Origin of the sequence: Streptomyces sp. NPDC017225, assembly GCF_044331465.1 — a bacterium.
Classification (GTDB): Bacteria; Actinomycetota; Actinomycetes; order Streptomycetales; family Streptomycetaceae; genus Streptomyces.
In genome coordinates this window covers 121,999-141,349 of sequence record NZ_JBIRNE010000006.1, presented here as the reverse complement: position 1 = coordinate 141,349, position 19,351 = coordinate 121,999, and the positions used below count along the sequence as shown (strand labels likewise).

Below are 19,351 nucleotides of genomic sequence, written 5' to 3'. Positions count from 1 at the left end.
ATCGAGTGGCCCGGAAGACACGGTTCGCTAGGATCGGGCCATGACGTCCGACCGCGCGCACCACGCACCCCGGCCGCAACCGGCGCGACCGGCGCGACCGGCTCCGCGCCCGCCGGACCGGCCGCGAAGGCCGCACCGCGTCGTCGTCCTCGCCCTCGACGGCCTGCTCCCCTTCGAACTGGGCATCCCGCAGCGGATCTTCGGACGCGCCCGGGACGAACGGCCGGGTCCGCTGTACGAGGTCGTCACCTGCTCGGTCCGCCCGCCCGGCCCGGTCGGCACCGACGCGGACTTCGCGGTCCTGGTCGAGAACGGCCCCGAGGCACTGGCCACCGCCGACACGGTCGTCGTACCGAGCTCCTACGAGCTGGGTCCGGTGTACGAGGAGGGCGTGCTCACCGAGGAGCTGACCGCCGCGCTCGCGCTCGTCCGGCCCGGCACCCGGCTCGTCGCGATCTGCACCGGCGGGTACGTCCTGGCCGCCGCCGGGTACCTCGACGGCCGGCCGGCGACCACGCACTGGGCCTCCGCCGAACACTTCCAACGGCTGTTCCCGAAGGTGCGGGTCGACCCGGACGTGCTGTTCGTCGACGACGGCGACGTGCTCACCTCGGCCGGGGTGGCGGCCGGGATCGACCTGTGCGTGCACATCGTGCGCCGGGACCACGGCACCGCCGTCGCCAACGACGTGGCCCGCCGCACCGTCGTGCCGCCGCACCGCGACGGCGGGCAGGCGCAGTACATCGAGCGGCCGGTGCCCGATCCGCAGCAGTCGTCCACGACCAACGCCCGCGCCTGGGCGCTGGACCGCCTCCAGGAGCCGATCCAGCTGCGGGACATGGCCGCCCAGGAGTCGATGTCCGTACGCACCTTCACCCGTCGCTTCCGCGAGGAGGCCGGTGTCAGTCCGGGCCAGTGGCTCACCGGGCAGCGCGTCGAACGGGCCCGGCATCTGCTGGAGTCCACCGACCTGTCCGTCGACCAGGTGGCGCGCGACGCCGGCTTCGGTACGGCCCAGTCGATGCGGCAGCACCTGATGGCGACGCTCGGGGTCACCCCGACCGCATACCGGCGGACCTTCCGGACGGAGTTGTCCACAGCCTGTGGACAGTGAGCGGAAGCTACGGCGCGCACGCTTCCCCGGCTCGTCGGAACGGCGGCGCGGCGCTGTCCGCCCCGAGCATGGCACCGCGCGCCACCGTCCGACTCCGGCGCTCCCGCCCGGCTCCCGTCGCCCCCGAGGGAACCGCCGCCGAATCACGACCCACACTCGCCGAGGCCCCGTCACCGAACCCTCGTCGTCCCCTCGCGGCGAATCGTTGCCTACAAGCGTGAGGAAACGGTCACGATCCGTCAACCGAACAAGGGAAGTTCATCACGTACATCCCTTTTGCGCGGGACGCGCACGGAAGCACACCCCGGCGCACTGCCGCACCGACCCGGGAGACAGCGGGCCCTCATGCACCCGGCGCGTCCCGCGCCGCCGCTACACCACTTCGTACGCGAACCCCTCGTACGCCGCCGTGCCACCGCCGCTCCCACAGGCCGGCGCGGCGTCCTCGCGATCGCCGCAGCGGTCCAGTTCGCACCAGATGCGCTTGCCGGTGCCTTCCCGGCTCCAGCCCCAGCGGTCGGCGAGGCCGTCGACCAGGGCGAGGCCCCGGCCGCCCGTGGCCTCGCCGTTCACGCAGCGGGGCACCGGAGCCCGGTCGCTGGTGTCGTCCACCTCGAGGCGGACGGTGGCTTCCTCGGTCTCCTCGGCCACCGTTCCCGGCAGTACCAGCCGCAGCACGGCCGAACGGCCGGTGTGCACCACGGCGTTGGTGACGAGTTCCGAGACGAGCAGGACCAGCGTCTCGGCGAGTGGTTCGTCGGCCCGTATACCCGCCCCGGCGAGCCGTGAGCGCGCCCACCGCCTCGCACGCCCCACTTCCGAGGGGTCGGGCCGGACCTCCAGTTGCACTTGAAGCACCTGCACCGCTCACACCATCCGAACCGGCGGACACAAAGGCTCGCGCCTCATGAGGGCCACGATCGTAGCCATTCTCTGCATGGCCAGAACAACGGCCGGGTCAGGGATCACGGAACGTGAATCCCTCGTGGCACAGCATGGTTGACGTACAGTCACGCCAACAAGCGCTTCGGGCATATTCCAGCGCGAAGGAGTACCTGTGCGGCATACTGTGCGACGCCCTTTCCGGGCCGTCGAACAGGCGGTGGCCGACGGCCGTTCCGCCCTGCGGGGCAAGGCGCACACCGCCGGTCCCGGAACCGCCCCAGGGGCAACTCCGGCCCGGCCGGCGCTCAGGACCACTCGCATCCCACACAAGGTACCGGAGTGTGGCACCGACTCCGGGGCGTGACGAGTCACGCCCCGGACACAAGCCGATATCAACGCTCCGTCACACCGCTCTGCCACGATCCGCGACATCCGTCCGGGGGGCCGGCGGCGGCCGTATCCGTCCGGGAGGCCGGCGGCGACCGCCCGGCCCCCGTGCCCGGCCTCCGTACCCGGGCCCGCTACTCGGGCACGGTGAAGTAGCGCGCGAAGGCGGGGACGATCTCCGCCTCCCCGACCCTGCCGTCGCCGTCCGCGTCGAGCGCGGCGGCGACCGACCTGGCGGCGTCACCGGGCACGCCGAGCGCGGTGAGCACGCGCGCGGCGTCCTCGACGGTGGCGGCGCCGTCGCCGTCGGTGTCGGCGACGTCCAGGGCCGCGTGCAGGAAGGGGCGGGCGATCTCGGCGAACCGGTCCGGGTTGTCGCGCAGCCGCTTGACCGCCGCCGTGACGAACTCCGCACGGGTGATGCGCTGGTCGCCGTCCCGGTCGGCGATGCCCGCCATGCCCTGCCAGAGCGCCTCCGCGCCGCCGTACAGGGCCTGCCCCTTCTCGGAACGGGCGGTGGTGCCGAACTCGGCGAGCAGCGCCTTGGCCGCTCCGCTGAAGTCCGCGCGGTCGATGTAGCCGTTGCCGTCCTGGTCGAAGGTGGCGAACCGCGCGGCGATCCTGCGCTCGTACTCGCTGTTGACCATTGTTTTCTCCGGCCGCCTCACGTCGGTGTGGTGGTCTGCGTCTCGCTCGGAGCGTACGACGTGGGACGCGGCCCCGGGCGGGATCCACGCGGAGAGGACCCGCACGGAGAGGGCCCGCGCGGGCACAGGCCTACGCGGAGAGGGGCCGCGGCTCGTCGCCGGTCGCCGAGGCCAGATCGGGGTGGACGTCGAAGAGCCGGCGCACGCCGAGCGCGCCGAGGACGCGGTTGACGTGGGAGCCGTCGACGGCGCCCTGGGCCGGCAGTATCAGCCGCAGCCGGCCCTGGCAGGAGCGGATGAGCCGCCGGGAGGCGATGAGCACGCCGACCCCGCTGGAGTCGCAGAAAAGGACCTCGGAGAGATCCAGAACAAGACTGTGCCGCCCCTCGGCCACCTCGTCGTGCACGCGCTGCCGCAGCACCGGTGACGTCACCAGGTCCAGTTCGCCCGACACCTGGAGCACGGCCCACTGGCCCTGCTCGCCGCCGGTCACGTTGAACGCCACCACCACGCCTTTCATTCGTCGGTACGTCCGGAATCACCCGAAACGGAAGCCATGCTTACGCTTCTTGGGCGCGCGCCTGCCCACCGGCCGTTCCCGCAAACACCCGGCCGGAAACGGGGTTCGGTCAGAAGAGGCTTGTTTCAGACGGTTTCGATCCTGTTCGATCAAAAACAATCGAATCCGGTCGCACGGTAGAGGGTAGGGGAGGCGGATCAGGGGCGTTTACCACCTACGGGCTCTCAGGGGCGCGCATTGGCACAAAGGGGCGTGCGCTGTCGGACGTGCCGACTACATTCGGGGACACGGTGGCCGCACGCTGGGGACCGGCTCGGACGCGGCACGACCACGGAATGATCAGGAAACGATCAGAGCACCGGACAGGGGGTGAAGCGCCGTATGACGAAGAGAGAAGTACCACTGCGCTGGGACCGCAAGATGCAGCAGCGGCTCGCGCGGGGCGAGGCCGCCGCCCTGGGGGAGCTCTACGACCGGTTCGCCTCGCTCGTGCACGGCCTCGCGCACCGCGTGCTCGATGACGAGCGGGCCGCCGACCGGATCACCCGCGACGTCTTCGCGCACGTCTGGGAGCACCCGGACGCCTACGATCCCCGGCAGGGCCCGCTGCGTACGTGGGTGGCCACGCTGACCCACCGCCTGGCCGTGCAGCGGCTGCGCGCCACGGAGACGGCCGCCCTCGCCCGCGGCGGTCCCGGCACCACCGAGGAGCTGGAGAGCAAGGTGCGCCACGCCTCGGTCGCCGCCCGCGCCGACTACATCGTCCAGTCCATGCCGGCCCCGCTGCGCGCCGCCCTGGAGCTGGCCTACTTCCAGCGCCGCGACTACCGCCAGACCGCCGCCGACCTCGGCGTCACGGAGGACGAGGCCCGCCGCCGCCTCCGCCTGGGCCTCCAGCTCCTGTCCACCGCCCGCGACGCCACCTCCCCGGACACACCCGGGGCTCCGTCGGGATACGGGGGCGCGGCATGAAGGGAACCCACGAGGAGGACGAGGGCCCGCGGGGCCCGGGGCATTCCCCCGGCCCCGCCGGGCTCACCGGCCCCGTCGGTGAGACCGGTGAGGCCGGTGGGCCCGCCGGGGCGGCAAGGTCCGGCGGAGCCGAGGGGCCCACGCCCTCCGGCGGGCCCGGTGGAGTCGACGGACCCGGCGCAGTCGGCGGAGTCGACAGGCCCGGCGGAGCCGCTGGACCCGACGGAGCCGTCGGGCCCGTCGGGCCAGGCAAAGCCGATGGACCCGCGTCCCCCGGCGGGCCCAGTGGACCTGGCAGGCCCTCTGGACCCGACGGAGCCGCTGGACCCGACGGAGCCGACGGGCCCGGCAAAGCCGATGGACCCGCGTCCCCCGGCGGGCCCAGTGGTCCTGGCAGGCCCGGCGGACCCGGCGGACCCGACGGACCCAGGCGCGCGCCGCGTATACCGCTCCCCCGCGCGTCCGTCGAGGACCGCGGGCGGGCCCTGCCCGGCCTGGTGCCGGGCGGGCCTCTCGCGTGGGAGCACCAGGTGCTGACGTCGCTGCTCGGGGCCTGGGCGCTGGCCGCCTGCTCGGCCCAGGAGGCCGCGGCCGTCGAGGAGCACCTCGGCGAGTGCGACGCCTGCGCCGACGAGGCGCTGCGGCTGCGCGAGGCCGTCGGGCTGCTCCAGCGACCCGAGAGCCTCGACCTGGACCCCGCCCTGCGCACCCGCGTCCTGGACGGCTGCCTGGAGCGGCGCCCACCGCGCATCCCGGTACCCGAGTGGGCCAGGCCGTACGACGCCGAGGCCGCGCGGCTGGACGCGCTGCTCCAGGACATCGGCGACGCCGAGTGGCACGCGCCGGTCCGGCTGCGCTGGTTCGAGGCCGACGACGCCGCCAGCCGCCGTACGACCGTCGCCGGCGTCATCGCGCACCTGCTGACGGTCGACGGACTCGTCGCGGTCACTCTGGGCCTCGCCGACCCGCTGGGCGACATCACCGCACCCGCCCCGGCGCCCGCCAGCCGTACCGAGGCGTACTGGCGGGCCTCGCACTACCCGCCCACCCGCGCGGTGCGGGCGCCCTGGCGCGAGCAGAGCCACGGCATCGTCCGGACCGTGTCGTTCACCGGCGACGCGGGCCGGATGCCGGTCTCCTACGGCGACTTCGAGCTGCCGCTGCACGACGCGATGCTGGACCGGGCGTTCGAGTGCTGGGTGCACGCGGAGGACATCGCCGACGCGGTGGACTACCCGTACAAGCCGCCCTCCGCGCGCCATCTGAACAGCATGATCGACCTCGCCGCCCGGATGCTGCCGGGCGTCCTGGCGGCCCGCCGCCGGGCCGGGCTGGCCGCGCCCGGCACCCGCCCGCACCTGGTCACGGCGGGCGAGCCGGGGCGCAGCCTGCGGCTGGAGATCGAGGGTTCGGGCGGCGGCGAGTGGCTCATCCCGCTCGACTCCCCGGGCGCGGTGGGCTCCGCGGAGCACGAGGTGGCCCATGTCGCCCTGGACGGCGTGGAGTTCTGCCGGCTGGCCGCGGGGCACGTGCCTCCGGCGGAGGCGGCGGCCGGTCAGACGGGTGACCGGGAGGCGATCCGGGACGTGCTGTTCGCGGCGGCGAGCCTGAGCCGGATGTAGGTGGAGGGGCGGTCGCGGGTTCGCGGACGGCCGGCCCCCGGCCGCCGCCCGTGCACCGGACCAGGGACCGAAAGCCCCGGGCGCCTAGGCGAAGACGACCGTCCGCCGCCCGTTCAGCAGGATCCTCCGCTCGGCGTGCCACTTCACGGCCCGCGCCAGCGCCTGGCACTCCACGTCCCGCCCCACGGCGACCAGCTGGTCCGGGGTGACGTCGTGGCCGACCCGCTCGACCTCCTGCTCGATGATCGGCCCCTCGTCGAGGTCGGCCGTCACGTAGTGGGCGGTCGCGCCGATCAGCTTCACACCCCGCGCGTGCGCCTGGTGGTACGGCTTCGCGCCCTTGAAGCTCGGCAGGAAGGAGTGGTGGATGTTGATGATCCGGCCGCTGAGCTGCTTGCACAGGTCGTCCGAGAGGACCTGCATGTAGCGGGCCAGCACGACGAGTTCGACGTCCTCCTCGCGCACGACCTCCAGGACCCGTGCCTCGGCCTGGGCCTTGGTGTCCCTCGTCACCGGGATGTGGTGGAACGGGATGCCGTACGACCCCACCAGCTCGGCGAAGTCCGTGTGGTTGGACACCACGGCCGCGATCTCCACCGGCAGCGCGCCGATCCGGGCCCGGAAGAGCAGGTCGTTCAGGCAGTGCCCGAACTTGCTCACCATGAGCACGATGCGCATCTTCTCGTCGGCCCGGTTGATCTGCCAGTCCATGTGGAAGGCGTCACCGATCGCGGCGAAGCTGGCCCGCAGCTTGTCCACCGTCACCGGAGCGTCGCCCGAGAAGTGGACGCGCATGAAGAACAGTCCCGTGTCGTGGTCGCCGAACTGCTGGCTGTCCTCGATGTTGCAGCCGGTCATGAACAGGTAGCTCGACACGGCGTGCACGATGCCCTGCTTGTCGGGGCAGGACAGGGTGAGGACGTACTGGTCGGCCGGGGCGGCGGCCCGGGGGACGGCCGCGGAGGACTGCTCGTTCATGCAGGACAGGGTCCCATATCCGGGCCCGCCCCCGGCGGGCGTCCCGTCAGGCGGACCGGGTCAGGAGCCGCAGCACCTCGAGCGAGCGCGGCTCCCCCTCCGGGTCGTCGCCGTCACCGGTGGCCAGCCGCAGGTGCGCCTCCCGCGCCGCCTGGACCGCCTCCGGCCAGTCCGGGTGGTTCAGGTACGCGTGCACCGGCGCGTCCGGCCCCACCTGGTGCATGATCCGCAGTACGCGCAGCACGGCGCTGTCGACGAGCGCCGCCTCCTGCGCGTCGCGGAAGACCGTGCCCACGTACTTCTCGGCGGACCAGTGGTCCAGCCAGGTGTCCTCCACCAGCCGGTAGACCGCGTCGGTCACGTCGCCGTAGCCGTCCACGCCGGCCAGCCAGACGTCCCGTTGGAAGGCGGGAGCGGAGAGCATGTGCAGCGCGGAGCGCACCTGACTGCGCCAGCGCCACCACGGCATGTCGTTGAGTGGCATACCGCCCATGGTGGAGGAGCGACGGCCACGACGAGAAGAGTTCTCCGAATCCTGCACGGTCATCGATCGTACGTTCCCCTCAACCCGCGTCTCACCGGCCCCCGCAATTCACCTCCGTGTCACCACGCGTTGACCGCAGGTCACTGCCAGGTTAGCCGTGTGACGGAATCGTGCGGGTACATGACCGGCAGGCGACCCACCCGCAGCAGCTTCCTCCGCGGCCTCCGCGGCCGCTCACGGGCCATCCGCACCGGCGCGCTGTCGGCGGGCGCGCTGGTGGCGTGCGCGTCACTCGCCGCCGGCTGCGGGGTCGTCCCCGGGACCACGGGGGGCTCCGGGGACGACCCGGTCACCGTCATGACCTGGGCGCCGCAGGACACGGGCGCGACCAACAAACCCGGCATGCCCGCCTTCGCGCAGGCCTACGCCCGCTGGATCAACGCCCAGGGCGGATTGGGCGGCCGCGAGCTCAACGTCCTGACCTGCAACGACCACAACGACAGCGTGGCCGCCGCGAAGTGCGCCCGCCGCGCCGTCAAGGAGGACGTGGTCGCCGTCGTCGGCTCCTACAGCCAGCACGCCGACTCCTTCCTCCCCGTACTGGAGGGCGCCGGCATCCCGTACATCGGCGGCTACGGCATCACCAACACGGAGTTCACCAGCCCGCTGTCCTACCCGGTGAACGGCGGTCAGCCCGCGCTGCTGGCCGGCCTCGGCAGCACCCTCGCCGACTCCTGCGGGCCCGTCACACTGATCCGCCCCGACACCATCGCGGGTGACCAGCTGCCCGTGCTGCTCGACTCGGGACTGACCTCGGGCGGGCACGAGCGGGCCCACGACCAGCGCGCGGCGGAGGACGCCACCGAGTACGACGGCCAGTCCGGGCGGGCACTGGAGCGGACGACCACCGACCCGGCGGCGCCGGGGTGCGTGGTGCCCGTCCTCGGGGACCGCACCGGCACCTTCATGGACTCCTTCCGGCGCGCCCGCGCGGACTATCCCGACGTCCGGACCGCGACGGTGCTCGGCAGCGTCGACCAGACCACGATCAACGCGACCGGCGGTGCGTCCGGGCCCTACGAGGGCGCGTACGTCACCGGCTGGTACCCGGCGGCGAACGACCCGGCCTGGAACGGGATGAAGAAGGTGATCAAGGAGGAGGCGTTCGGCGACAACAGCGTCGACGCGGCGGACGCCGGGGTGCAGACCACCTGGATCGCCTACACCGTTCTCAAGGAGGTCGTCGAGGCGCTCGGCGACGGCGAGGTCAGCGCCCACACCGTCACCCGCGCCCTCGACGACGGACTGACGGTCGGCACGGGCGGGCTCACGCCGCCGCTCCAGTGGAAGTTCCAGGGCAAACTGGCCTCGGTCGGCTTCCCGCGCCTGGTCAACACCGAGGTCACCCTCCAGGTCGTACGACAGGGCCGCCTGGTCTCGGCCCGCGAGGGCGCCGACGCCCTGGACACCACGCGCACCCTGCGGAACACCGACCTGACCTGAGCGCCCCCCGGCCCGGCGGGCGCCGCCCGCCGGCAGGAGGCGGCCCGCCCGGCCGGGTCACAGCTGGGTCGGCTGGCGTTCCGTGAGTCCGTACTGCTTGGCGATGACGTTCCAGAGCTTGGCGGCCACGGCCTTCTCCTTGCTGGCCGTGCCGCTCGCCTTGTTGCCGGCCTGGGTCTCGCCGGTGGTGCGGGCCTTGCCCTTCTTGCAACCCTTCTTGCCGGCCGTCTGGTCGGCCCAGGCCGCGTAGTGGTTGTCGGCCGACGCCGAGGCCTGCCACGCCTTGGTGAGGGCGGCGGTCAGCTCGGTGTGCTGGGGCAGCTTGTCCACCGACAGCTGGGAGAGGCTGGTGACCAGCCCGGTGCGCTGCTTGGCGGCCTCGCGCAGGTCCTTGGCCGCCTCCGGCAGCTTCTTGCAGGACTTCACGTCGGCCACGGCGTTGATCACCGTGGTCCGGCCGGTGCCGCTGTGGGCCAGCAGCTTGTCCAGCTCCACGGCCTGCTGCCGGACCGGGTCCACGGAGGGCGAGGGTGAGGGCGAGGCCGACGCGGGCTCGGAGGCCTGAGTCGTGGCGGACACGGTCTGGTTGCCGGCCTTGTCCTCCTCGCCGCCGCCGGCCATCATCGCGCCCGCGCCGACACCGACGACGGCGATGCCGACACCCACGGCCGCGAGAAGCGGCAGACGCGAACCGGTCCGGCCACCACCGCGGCCACCCCGGCCGCCGCCGCTGTCGTGCCCGCGCCGTCGGCCACCGCCACCGGGGCCCTGCGGGGCGTACGGGGACGGATCGCCGGGGCGCGGGGGCTGCGGCTCGTCGAAGCGGGGCATCTGCTGGGTGGCCGAGGCCGGGCCGTCCGCGCCCGGCGCGCCGCGGAAGAGGCTGTCGAACTCGGCGGGCGGCTGCCGCCCCTCCTCACCGCCGGGCGCGGCGCCGTACGCGACCGGGGCGGGGCCGCCGGGCACGGGCGCGATGAACTGCGTGGCCTCGGCGTCGGGGTCGGGGGCGGCGGGAGCCGCGGGGGCGGGCTGGTGACCGGACCCGGGCTGGGCGGGGTACTGCGGGGCCCGGCCGAGGAATTGGGTCGACTCGGCGTGCGTCTGGGCGGGTCGCTCCGGAGGCAGCGCGCCCGGACTCACGGGAGGTATGTACTGCGTCACGCCCTCGTCCGCGGGTATCCCGACCGGCGGCAGGTACTGGGTGGCGCCCTCGCCTACGGGCGGCAGACCAGCCGACGGCAGAGGCGCGGACTGCTGGGGCGCGGACTGAGGGGCAGGCTGCTGGGGTGCGGGCCGCTGGGGCCCGGACACCTGACCGTGCCGCCCGTACGGGCCGTGCGCGCCCTGCTGCCCGTAATCGCCCTGCTGCCCGTACGACGCCTGCGACCCGTACGTCTGGCCGCCGGCCTGCGCACCGTACGTCTGGCCGCCGGCCTGCTCACCGTACGTCTGGCCGCCGGCCTGCTCACCGTAGGTCTGGCCGCCCCCGGGTGCGCCGTACGCCGGGGCCTGCGCGCCCTCCGGCGGCAGGGGTCCCGGGCCGGCCTGCGGCGGCAGGGCTCCGGGTGTCCGGTCCGGGCCGCTCTGCGCGGGCCAGGCCTGCTGAGCGGGCGCGGCGGGCGGCCGGCCGGCCTCCGGGGAGCCCCAGGGCTGGGCGCCGGGCGGCGTGTTCCACCCCTGGTCCGGGGACGGGCTCTGCTGCTGTCCGGGGCCCCACGGCTGGTCCCAGGCCTGCCCGCCGGGCGGCGCCGAGGCGGGCACGGGCCGGCCGGGCCCCGGGCCGGCGGATCCGCCTGGCGGACCCGGAAGCAAGGGTTCGCCACCGTCCGAGGGCAGCACGATGCCTTCGTGCGCTTGCCGCGCCGAGGGCTCCTCGCCCTGTCCACTCTGCGTCACCGGGACTCCTACGAATGGGGGACCTTCGGAATCGTCGGCTCACGCTACCGGGTCCCCGGAGCCCACTGCCACGCAGCACCGGACGTCAACTCCTTCCCTGTGACAGCAGTAACAAAACCGGGCCGCGCCACGCTGTTCATGTCCCTTTCCGCACACCACGCCGGAGCCTGACGCGCGTTCGGGCGCCCGCGGCCCGTTCGTTCACGCGGCGGCCTGCAGGTCGAGCCGGGCCCCGAACTCCCTCACCACCGCCTCCTGCCCGTACGGTTCCAGCCTCGCCTGGAAGTCCTCCAGGTACTCGGCGCCCCGGTTCGAGCGCAGCGTCTCGAGGAGCTCCACGGCCTTCGTCGCCGTGTTGCAGGCCTGTTCGACCTCCCGCTGCTGCACCTGCGCGGTGGCCAGCAGCACATGGCCGATGGCCCGCCTGCGCGCCCGCGACTCCGGATGCCCGTCCAGGGACTGCCGCGCGTACCGCGCCGCCGCGTCGGCCTGTCCGAGGTCCCGGTGGCAGTGCGCCAACTCGTCCGCGAGGTAGGCCTCGTCGAAGTGCGCGATCCACACCGGGTCGTCCCCGGCGGCCGGATCGGCCGTCTCCATCGCGCCGACCGCCCGCCCGGCCGCCGTGTGGGCCGCCCGTACGTCCCCGAGCAGCGCGTGGCCGCGGGCCTCGGCCGCGTGGAACATCGCCTCCGCGCGCGGCGTCACCCGTCCGCGCGCGCCCTCCTGCGCCGCGCGCGCCAACTGCGCGATCTCGCGCGGGTTTCCGAGCTGCGCGGCCAGATGGCTCATGGACGCGGCGAGGACGTAGCCGCCGTAGCCGCGGTCCCCGGCCGCCTGCGCGAGCCGGAGCGACTGGATGTAGTACCGCTGGGCCAGACCCGGTTGACCGGTGTCTACGGCCATGTATCCGGCGAGTTCGGTCAGCCGGGCGACCGTGGCGAACAACTCCCGGCCGACCGCCTCCCGGTAGGAACCCGCGAGCAGGCCGGAGACGACGCTGTTCAGGTAGTGCACGACCACCGGGCGCACATGGCCGCTGCCGTACTGGTGGTCGAGGTCGACCAGCGCCTGCGTCATCGCCCGCACCGCCGCCACGTCGGAGCGGCCCACCCGCGGCCCGGCCGAGCGCGACACCTGCGAGTCGGGGGCGGAAATCAGCCAGTCGCGGCTCGGTTCGACGAGCGCGGACGCGGCGACGGAGGAGCCGGACAGGAAGTCCCGGCGCCCCACGTCGCTGCGCCACAGCTCGCAGACCTGCTCGATGGCTCCCAGTACCGTCGGCGAGAACTGGAGGCCGACGCCCGACGCGAGGTTCTTGCCGTTGGACATGCCGATCTCGTCGATCGTGACCGTGCGGCCGAGCTTGCGTCCCAGCGCCTCCGCGATGATCGCCGGTGCCCGGCCGCGCGGTTGCTGTCCGCGCAGCCAGCGGGCCACTGACGTCTTGTCGTACCGAAGGTCGAGACCGTGCTCGACCCCGCACATGTTGACCCGGCGGGCGAGGCCCGCGTTCGAGCAGCCCGCTTCCTGAATGAGCGCCTGCAGTCGTTCGTTCGGCTGCCGCGCGACGAGAGGCCTTGCGGCCATGGCGTAACCCCCATGCGGTCTCGTGCGGTTCGATGCGGTCCCGGCGGACGAGAAGGTCCGGCCGTGCAGATCAATGCCCCGTCGATGTGCCGACAATGCGAGACTTACGAGACTTGCCAGACTTACGAAACTTGTGACGCTTGTGAGGATTGCCGGAGTGGCGGCCGGCGTCGGCCCCCGACGTGGCTACCCACCTCCCGCTGCGAATCCTCCTGCGCGCCCCCACCCATGCACCCATGCGCCCCGGGTGGGGAATCGATGCTCCTCCCCGCGCGCGCGACCCCCCGTAACCCCCGGTGACCACGGGAGTTGAGTTCCACGTGGAAGAGACCATCCCCGGCACCGAAGCCGCACAGATCCCCCAGCAGCGCGGCACATCGCTGCTGGAGACCGCCGTACGCTATGCCGAGGAGCGCCACTGGGACGTGTTTCCCGGCACCTGGCTGGAAGCCGCCGACGGGGTGCAGTACTGCTCCTGCGCGGACCCGGTGTGCGCCGCCCCGGGCGCGCACCCGGCGCGCGACGACTGGGCGACGCAGGCGACGGGCAGCGCGACCGTCGCCCGCCGGATGTGGCAGAAGCAGCCGTCGGCGTCCATCCTGCTGCCCACGGGGCGTACGTTCGACGCGATCGACGTACCCGAGACCTCGGGGTTCCTGGCGCTGGCCCGGATGGAGCGGATGAAGCTGACGCTCGGGCCGGTGACGCTGACGCCGGACCGGCGGATGCGGTTCTTCGTGCTGCCGGGCGCGGCGGTGAAGGTGCCGGATCTCGTGCGACGGCTGGGATGGTCGCCGTCGTCCCTCGACCTGGCCGCGCTGGGAGAGGGTACGTACGTGGCCGCGCCGCCGACGCGGTACGGGACGCGGGGGGCGGTGCAGTGGGTGTGCCGGCCCACGGCGGCGAACCGGTGGCTGCCGGATGTGGAGGAGCTGATCTCGGCGTTGGCCTATGCCTGCGGCCGGGACCGGTAGAACGGCACTCGGCCCTCCGGCCTGGATCTCACCCCCGGCGGCGTGGTCGGAGCGGCGTCGGAGCGGCGTCGGCCCTGCTCGGCCTGCGGCCGGCCGTACCGCGCACGGTGGGGGCGTCCGCCAAAGACCCTCACCGCGGCCGGCCATGCATGACGCGGGACCGGAAGGGGAAAAGCGGGGAGCAGGGGAGCAGCCGCGGAACACACCAGCGCGTCCAGCACGGCACCGTCGACATCGACCAGTTGAGGGGCGAGCGTGGCCAGATGGTTCGGCATACCCAGAGGCAGGTCCGCGCGCAAGGCCGACAAGGGCGAGGCCGACCCCGGGAGCGGGCGCGGGCGCGGGCCCGGGAGCGGGGAGACCGCGGGCGCGGCGGTCGGCGCGGGTGCCGGAGCGGTCTCCGGAGACGGTGAACCACTCGGCGCCGCCGACGAGTTGCGGCTGGCCTACGGACGGACCGGGGACCCGGCGCTGCTGCGGCGCGCGGTGCGCCTGGCGGAGCGGGCCAGGGACCACTACCCGGCCGACGACCCGCACCACGCCACCAGCCTGTCCACGCTGTGCATGCTGTACCGGCTGCGCTGGGAGCGCGAGCGGGACGTGCGGCTGCTGGACCGGTCGCTGGCGTACGGGCGTCAGGCGGTGGACACCTCGCCGCCGGGCGACCCCGAACTGGCCCGCCACATGTCGTCGCTGGGCACGTCGTTGCAGGAGGCGTTCGACCACAGGGGGCGGCCGGCCGACATCGACGAGGCCATCGGGCTCTACCGGGCCTGCCTCGACCTCCTCCCGCCCGGGCCCGAGCGCGCCTCGCAACAGTCCAACCTGGCCAACTCCCTGCTGCGCCGCGTACAGCGCGAGCCGGATCCCGCCACGCTGGAGGAGGCCCTCGGACATGCCCGCAAGGCGCTGAACGCCACCCCGGCCGACCACCCGGACCACCCGATCCGGCTGGTCAACCTCGGCGGCGCGCTGATGCTGCGCGCGCTGGCCGGGTCGCCGGCGCACGCCGCGCAAGCGCAGGCGATGTACGAGCAGGCGTTGCGGGAGTTCCCGCCCTCGCATCCCGCGCGTCCGGGCATCCAGCGGACCATCCAGCGGCTCCGGCTGCTGCGCGGCACCTCGGGGACGTGACGGCTGCCGCGGACGCCGCCGTGACCGAGCTGCTGCTAATGGCACACGACGTCGCCGGACCCGACCGGTGGCGCTGGGAGCTGACCGGTCCGGACGGCGGCGTCCTGGCCCGGCACACGGTGCGCCTCGATCCCGGCAGCTCCCGGTACGAGGCCTTCCTCGACCTGCCGGGTCACGTGCGCCGGCATGCCGCACCCGACGAACGGACGGTGCGGGAGCGGCAGATCGTGCGGGAGGTGGGCGAGTGGATCGGCACGGAGATCCTCGGTCCCGTCGGGCCCGCACTGGCGGCGGCGGCACCCGCCGTGGTGCGGGTCGTGGTGCCGGCGGACGCTCGCCGGCTGCTGTACGTACCGCTGGAACTGGCCCATGTCCGGGGACGTCCGCTGGCGCTGCGGAACGTGTCGCTGGTGATGCGGCTGGGCACGGGGCGCACCGGGCACCCCGTGCGGGCCCCGGCGCCGGACGGCGAGCGGCCCGTACGGGTGCTGGCCCTGTTCAGCATGCCGGAGGGCGAACGGGCACTGAACCTGCGGCGGGAGAGAGTGGGCCTGGCCCGGTTGTTCGCGGACGCCGCGCGGGCCGGGCGCGGCGTGGAGCTGCGCACCCTGCAGTACGGCGTCACCCGCGACCGGCTCCGTGCCGTACTGACCGCTCCCGAGGGCTGGGACGTCGTCCACGTCTCCGGCCACGGCACCCCGGGCGAACTGCTCCTGGAGACCGAGGCCGGCCGGCCCGACCGGGTACCGGCCGCCGAACTGGCCAGGCTGCTGGCCCCGGCCGCCCACCGGGTCGGCCTGGTGACCCTGTCCGCCTGCTGGTCGGCGACGCTGACGGTACGCGAACAGCGTCGGGTGCTCGGGCTGCCGGTCGACGCCGACGAGGGCGGCGCCGGACCCGGGCCTCGGACGGGGCCGGTCGGCGCGCTCGCCGGTGAGCTGGCCGAACGGCTGGACTGCGCGGTACTGGCGATGCGGTACGCGGTACCGGACGGTTACGCGATCGCGCTCGCGGAGCGCCTGTACGCGCTGCTGGTCATCGAGGGGCACCCACTGCCGCGGGCCCTGGCGACGACGCTCGGGGAGCTGTCGGCCCGCGGCTCCTCCTCGGTTCTGGAGTCGGCGACCCCGGCGCTGTTCGGCGAGCGGGCGGCCCGGCTGACCCTGGCGGCACCGCGGCGACCCGACGGGTCCGCGCCGGATGCCGGGGCACGGGCGGCCGGGGAGCACGCCGGTGCGGCCGCCGACGGTTCTCCCCCCACCTCGGTGGAGGCGCCGGCTCCGACGGCCGGGCGGCCGGGCGGAGAGCCGTTCGAGCGGTTCGTCGGGCGGGTGGGGGTGCTGGCACGGGCCGGGACGGCGTTGGCGGTCGGGGGCGGACGGTGCGGCGTGCTGCTGCACGGGATGCCCGGTGCGGGCAAGACGGCCTGTGCCCGGGAGCTGGTCGCCACGCACCGGCACGCCTTCGAGGGCGTCGTCTGGTTCAAAGCGCCGGAACGGCGGGAGACGGACGACGCGCAGGATGTGCTGGCCGGCTTCGCGCTGGCCCTGGAGCGGGCGGTGCCGGAGTTCGCCGGCGTGCGGCTGCTGGACGAGCCGGGCGGGTTCCGGGAGTTCACGGACGCCGTCGCCGGTTGCCTGGCACGGCACCGGCTGCTGCTCGTCCTCGACCACGTCGACGCCCTGCTCACCGCGACGGGAGCGTGGCGGGACGAACGGTGGGGTCCGCTGCTGACCGCCCTGTCGGGGCACGCGGGGCCCGGACGGATCGTGCTGACCGCCCGACTGCGCCCGCCCGGGCTCGGCCCCCGCGTGCACCGCGAGCCGGTCGGCATGCTGAGCGCCGACGAGGCCCTGCTGCTCACGCGTGAGCTGCCCGGGCTCGCCGCGCTCCTCGACGGGCGGCTGCCCGGGCTCGACCCGACCGCCGCCCGCCGCTACGCCACCGCCCTGCTGGAGGTGACGCAGGGCCACCCCAAGCTGCTGGAGCTCGCCGACCGGCAGGCGTCCGACCCCGCGCGGCTCGCCGGTCTGCTGGGAGCCGCCGGCCGGGCCTGGTCCGAGGGCGCGGGACCGCCCGACGGGTTCTTCACGACGGGCCGCGCCACGCCGAGCGAGGCCGACTACGCGCGGGTCCTGGGCGCCTGGTCCGACGGGATCGCCGACGCCCTGGCCCCCGCCCACCGCGACCTGTTCCGCTTCCTTTGCTGCCTGGAGGAGGACGACCGCACCCGCCCGGCCGTGGAACACAACTGGCCCGACCTGCGCGCCCGCCTCGGCCACCCCGACGCCCTCCTGGACACCGGCCTGCGGGCACTGACGGCGTACGCGCTCATCGGCGTGCGGCCACCGACCGCGTCCGGCGAGACGCCGGTGTCCTACGAGGTCCAGGCCGCCGTGGCCGCCGACGGGCGGCACCGGGCCGGAGAGCGCTTCCGGGAGCTGGTCGACACCCGGCTGGCCGGGTACTGGACGCGGGTCTTCGAGGCGGCGTGGCAGCGGGAGGGCACCGAGGCGGACGGGGCCAGGTCGGCCGGTCCCCTGCTGGCACACTCCGGGCTGTCCGCCGCCCCGTACCTGATCCGGCTGGGGCAGTACGAGAGCGCCGAGGTGCTGCTGACGACGGTGCTGCGCCGCGACGGCTCCCGGCCCACCCGGAACCGGGTCCTGCCCGTGGTGCGGCATCTCGCCGCCCTGGCCGCCGCAGGGGACGCGCCCCGGGCACCGGCCGGCGCGCTGGCCGAGGTGCTGTGGGCGACCGCTCCGGCGGCGGCCGAGCGGCTGACCCGCAAGGCACTGGCGGCGGCACTGGAACGGGGGGACCACGCGGCGGCGTCCACGGCGGCCGCCACGCTCTGCGGCCTGTGCCTGCGCACCGGCCGGCTCGCGGAGGCGGCCGGCTTCGCCGACGCCGAGACCGACCACGCTCGGCGGGCCGGCCTGGGCCCGTGGACGCGGCTGCTCGGCGAGGTGCACCGGCTGCACGTGCTGGTGGAACGGGCTCGTAGCGGGCAGGTGCTCGCCGAGGCCGACGTCCTGCGCCGCCGGACGGACGAGCTGCCCCGGCGGCCGGAACCGGGCGAGGCCGTGGCCTGGTGGGAGGTGTGGGAGGAGCTGTGCGACACCGCCCAGCGGGCCGCGGTGGACGCCGGGCACTGGTCGCGGGCGCTGGAGTACAACGCCGAACTCTGCCGCTCCAAGCTGGCCCGCGGCGCACCGGCGCCCGACCTGGCCCAGGCCCGGTTTCCCGCGTACATGCCGCTGCTGCGGCTGGGCCGCGCCGAGGAGGCGCTGGAACTGCTGGAACCGTGCCGGGCGGTGTTCGAGGCCGCCGGGGACGACCTGCTCCTCGGGGAGGTGTTCGGCTCCCTCGCGACCGTGGAGGACACCCGCGGCCGCGGCGACCTGGCGCTGGCCCGCGGACGGGACTGTCTGCGCTACGCCTACCGCGCGGGCGCCCCGTCCACCATCGCGGTGAGCCACGCCAACTTCGGCTCCTACCTGCACGCCCACGCGCGCGACGGCGCGGGCGCGTGCGCCCATCACCTCGCCGGGGCGCTGCTGGGGGTGCTGATCGACGGACGGACGGTCGACGCCGTGGGGGCGGCGGCGGGCGATCTGCGGGAGTTCGGGCCGGCCGCGGAGCCGCCCCCGGGTCCCGAGGCGCTGTGTGCCCGGGTGGGCGAGGTGTCCGGCGTGGCGCTGGACGCGCTGCTGGGCCGGCTGGCCGCGCCCGAGCGGGTGTCGGAGGTGCTCGCGGCCCTGGGACGGGAGGCCCGCCGCCTGGCCGGAACCGACGCCTCGGCCGACGGCGCGGACGCGGACCCGGCGGCGCGCGTCGCCGCGGCGGCGTGGGGCATCGTGTGGGAACCGGCGATCGCGGCCCTGGTGTCCGCCGAGCGCGGCAACACGGCGGCGAAGGTGAAGTTACGACAGCACCTGGACCACTACGCCGGGCTGGCGCCCCTGTTCGCCCCGCTGGCCGGGGTGCTGCGCCGGGTCCTCGACGGCGACCGCGCACCCGGTGTCGGGGCCGGTCTGGGACCGCTGGACGCGCCCGTGGCCGCACGCGCGCTGGCCGCCCTGCGCGGTGAGGCGGACGTGCCGGTCCAGTTGTGGCCCGTCATGCATCTCGGGCTCGTGCTCGGCAACCTGGTCACGGCCTCCTCCGGCGACAGCGGCACGGCCACGACCACCCGCGAGAACCTCGACCGGCTCCGCGCCGATCCGGCCCTCGCCCCGCTCGCCCCCGTCCTGGCGGACGTCCTCGCCGGCCGCCGGGATCCCGGCCTCGCGGCACGGGTTCGTGATCCGACGCAACGGGCGACGGTCACGGTGCTGCTGCGCTGCCTCGACGACCTGGAGGGCTCCGGCGGACCCGGTGGCCCCGGTGACCCCGGCGGACCCGGCGGACCCGGCGGACCTGGCGGACCCGGTGGCCCCGGTGACCCCGGCGGACCCGGCGGACCCGGCGGACCTGGCGGACCCGGCGGACCCGGCGGACCCGGCGGACCCGGCGGACCCGGCGGACCCGGCGGACCCGGCGGACCCGGCGGACCCGGCGGACCCGGCGGCCTCAACGGCCCTGGCGGCCTCAACGGCCCCGGTCTCACCGGGTGTTGAGTCGCCGCCGGCTCCCGGCTGCCATA

General features: G+C 74.7%; 13 protein-coding genes and 1 pseudogene. 7 read left to right on the top strand and 7 right to left on the bottom strand.

Annotation, left to right across the window (positions count from 1 at the left end; translation table 11 throughout):
* Positions 1-40: 40 nt before the first annotated feature.
* Entirely contained in the window at positions 41-1,114 is a 1,074-nt protein-coding gene (locus ACH4NX_RS16215) for a GlxA family transcriptional regulator (RefSeq protein WP_398127566.1), read from the top strand.
* A 372-nt stretch (positions 1,115-1,486) separates the two neighbouring features.
* Here ACH4NX_RS16215 and ACH4NX_RS16210 read toward each other — a convergent pair whose 3' ends face one another.
* From ACH4NX_RS16210 to ACH4NX_RS16200, 3 genes are all read right to left on the bottom strand, one after another.
* Positions 1,487-1,963 carry an ATP-binding protein gene (locus ACH4NX_RS16210; protein WP_351389404.1) on the bottom strand — a complete coding sequence of 159 codons (477 nt, stop codon included), beginning with the start codon at positions 1,961-1,963 and terminating at the stop codon, positions 1,487-1,489.
* A gap of 557 nt (positions 1,964-2,520) precedes the next feature.
* Positions 2,521-3,033 carry an EF-hand domain-containing protein gene (locus ACH4NX_RS16205; protein WP_351389191.1) on the bottom strand — a complete coding sequence of 171 codons (513 nt, stop codon included), beginning with the start codon at positions 3,031-3,033 and terminating at the stop codon, positions 2,521-2,523.
* Between the two features lie 130 nt (positions 3,034-3,163).
* A complete protein-coding gene (locus tag ACH4NX_RS16200; RefSeq protein ID WP_345590818.1) occupies positions 3,164-3,544 on the bottom strand; it encodes an STAS domain-containing protein in 381 nt (126 codons plus the stop codon).
* 390 nt (positions 3,545-3,934) lie between these two features.
* On the opposite strand from ACH4NX_RS16200, the gene ACH4NX_RS16195 reads away from it, so the two are divergent.
* Positions 3,935-4,525, top strand: a complete 591-nt coding sequence (locus ACH4NX_RS16195; RefSeq protein WP_351389193.1) for a sigma-70 family RNA polymerase sigma factor — start codon at positions 3,935-3,937, stop codon at positions 4,523-4,525.
* Positions 4,526-4,962: 437 nt separating this feature from the next.
* A pseudogene (locus ACH4NX_RS16190) lies at positions 4,963-6,147 on the top strand (zf-HC2 domain-containing protein); the annotation flags it as partial.
* Positions 6,148-6,231: 84 nt separating this feature from the next.
* On the opposite strand, the gene purU reads toward ACH4NX_RS16190, so the two are convergent.
* Complete coding sequence (gene purU, locus ACH4NX_RS16185; RefSeq protein ID WP_351389196.1) at positions 6,232-7,125, bottom strand: formyltetrahydrofolate deformylase; 894 nt, start codon at positions 7,123-7,125, stop codon at positions 6,232-6,234.
* Positions 7,126-7,171: 46 nt separating this feature from the next.
* A complete protein-coding gene (locus tag ACH4NX_RS16180) occupies positions 7,172-7,672 on the bottom strand; it encodes a hypothetical protein (RefSeq protein WP_351389199.1) in 501 nt (166 codons plus the stop codon).
* Between the two features lie 117 nt (positions 7,673-7,789).
* Here ACH4NX_RS16180 and ACH4NX_RS16175 point away from each other — a divergent pair, with 117 nt between their 5' ends.
* Positions 7,790-9,112 (top strand): ABC transporter substrate-binding protein, encoded by a 1,323-nt coding sequence (locus ACH4NX_RS16175; RefSeq protein WP_398127565.1) that lies wholly within the window; start codon positions 7,790-7,792, stop codon positions 9,110-9,112.
* Positions 9,113-9,169: 57 nt separating this feature from the next.
* On the opposite strand, the gene ACH4NX_RS16170 is transcribed toward ACH4NX_RS16175, so the two are convergent.
* Positions 9,170-11,008 (bottom strand): hypothetical protein, encoded by a 1,839-nt coding sequence (locus ACH4NX_RS16170; protein WP_398127564.1) that lies wholly within the window; start codon positions 11,006-11,008, stop codon positions 9,170-9,172.
* Between the two features lie 201 nt (positions 11,009-11,209).
* Positions 11,210-12,595 carry a transcriptional regulator gene (locus tag ACH4NX_RS16165; RefSeq protein ID WP_351389206.1) on the bottom strand — a complete coding sequence of 462 codons (1,386 nt, stop codon included), beginning with the start codon at positions 12,593-12,595 and terminating at the stop codon, positions 11,210-11,212.
* Positions 12,596-12,915: 320 nt separating this feature from the next.
* Here ACH4NX_RS16165 and ACH4NX_RS16160 point away from each other — a divergent pair, with 320 nt between their 5' ends.
* From ACH4NX_RS16160 to ACH4NX_RS16150, 3 genes are all read left to right on the top strand, one after another.
* Positions 12,916-13,569 (top strand): bifunctional DNA primase/polymerase, encoded by a 654-nt coding sequence (locus ACH4NX_RS16160; RefSeq protein ID WP_398127563.1) that lies wholly within the window; start codon positions 12,916-12,918, stop codon positions 13,567-13,569.
* 255 nt (positions 13,570-13,824) lie between these two features.
* Positions 13,825-14,703: a hypothetical protein gene (locus tag ACH4NX_RS16155; protein ID WP_398127562.1), complete on the top strand. Its 879-nt coding sequence runs from the start codon at positions 13,825-13,827 to the stop codon at positions 14,701-14,703.
* Positions 14,700-19,325: a CHAT domain-containing protein gene (locus tag ACH4NX_RS16150; protein WP_398127561.1), complete on the top strand. Its 4,626-nt coding sequence runs from the start codon at positions 14,700-14,702 to the stop codon at positions 19,323-19,325. Before ACH4NX_RS16155 ends, ACH4NX_RS16150 begins: the two co-directional genes overlap by 4 nt.
* The last annotated feature ends 26 nt before the right edge of the window (positions 19,326-19,351 follow it).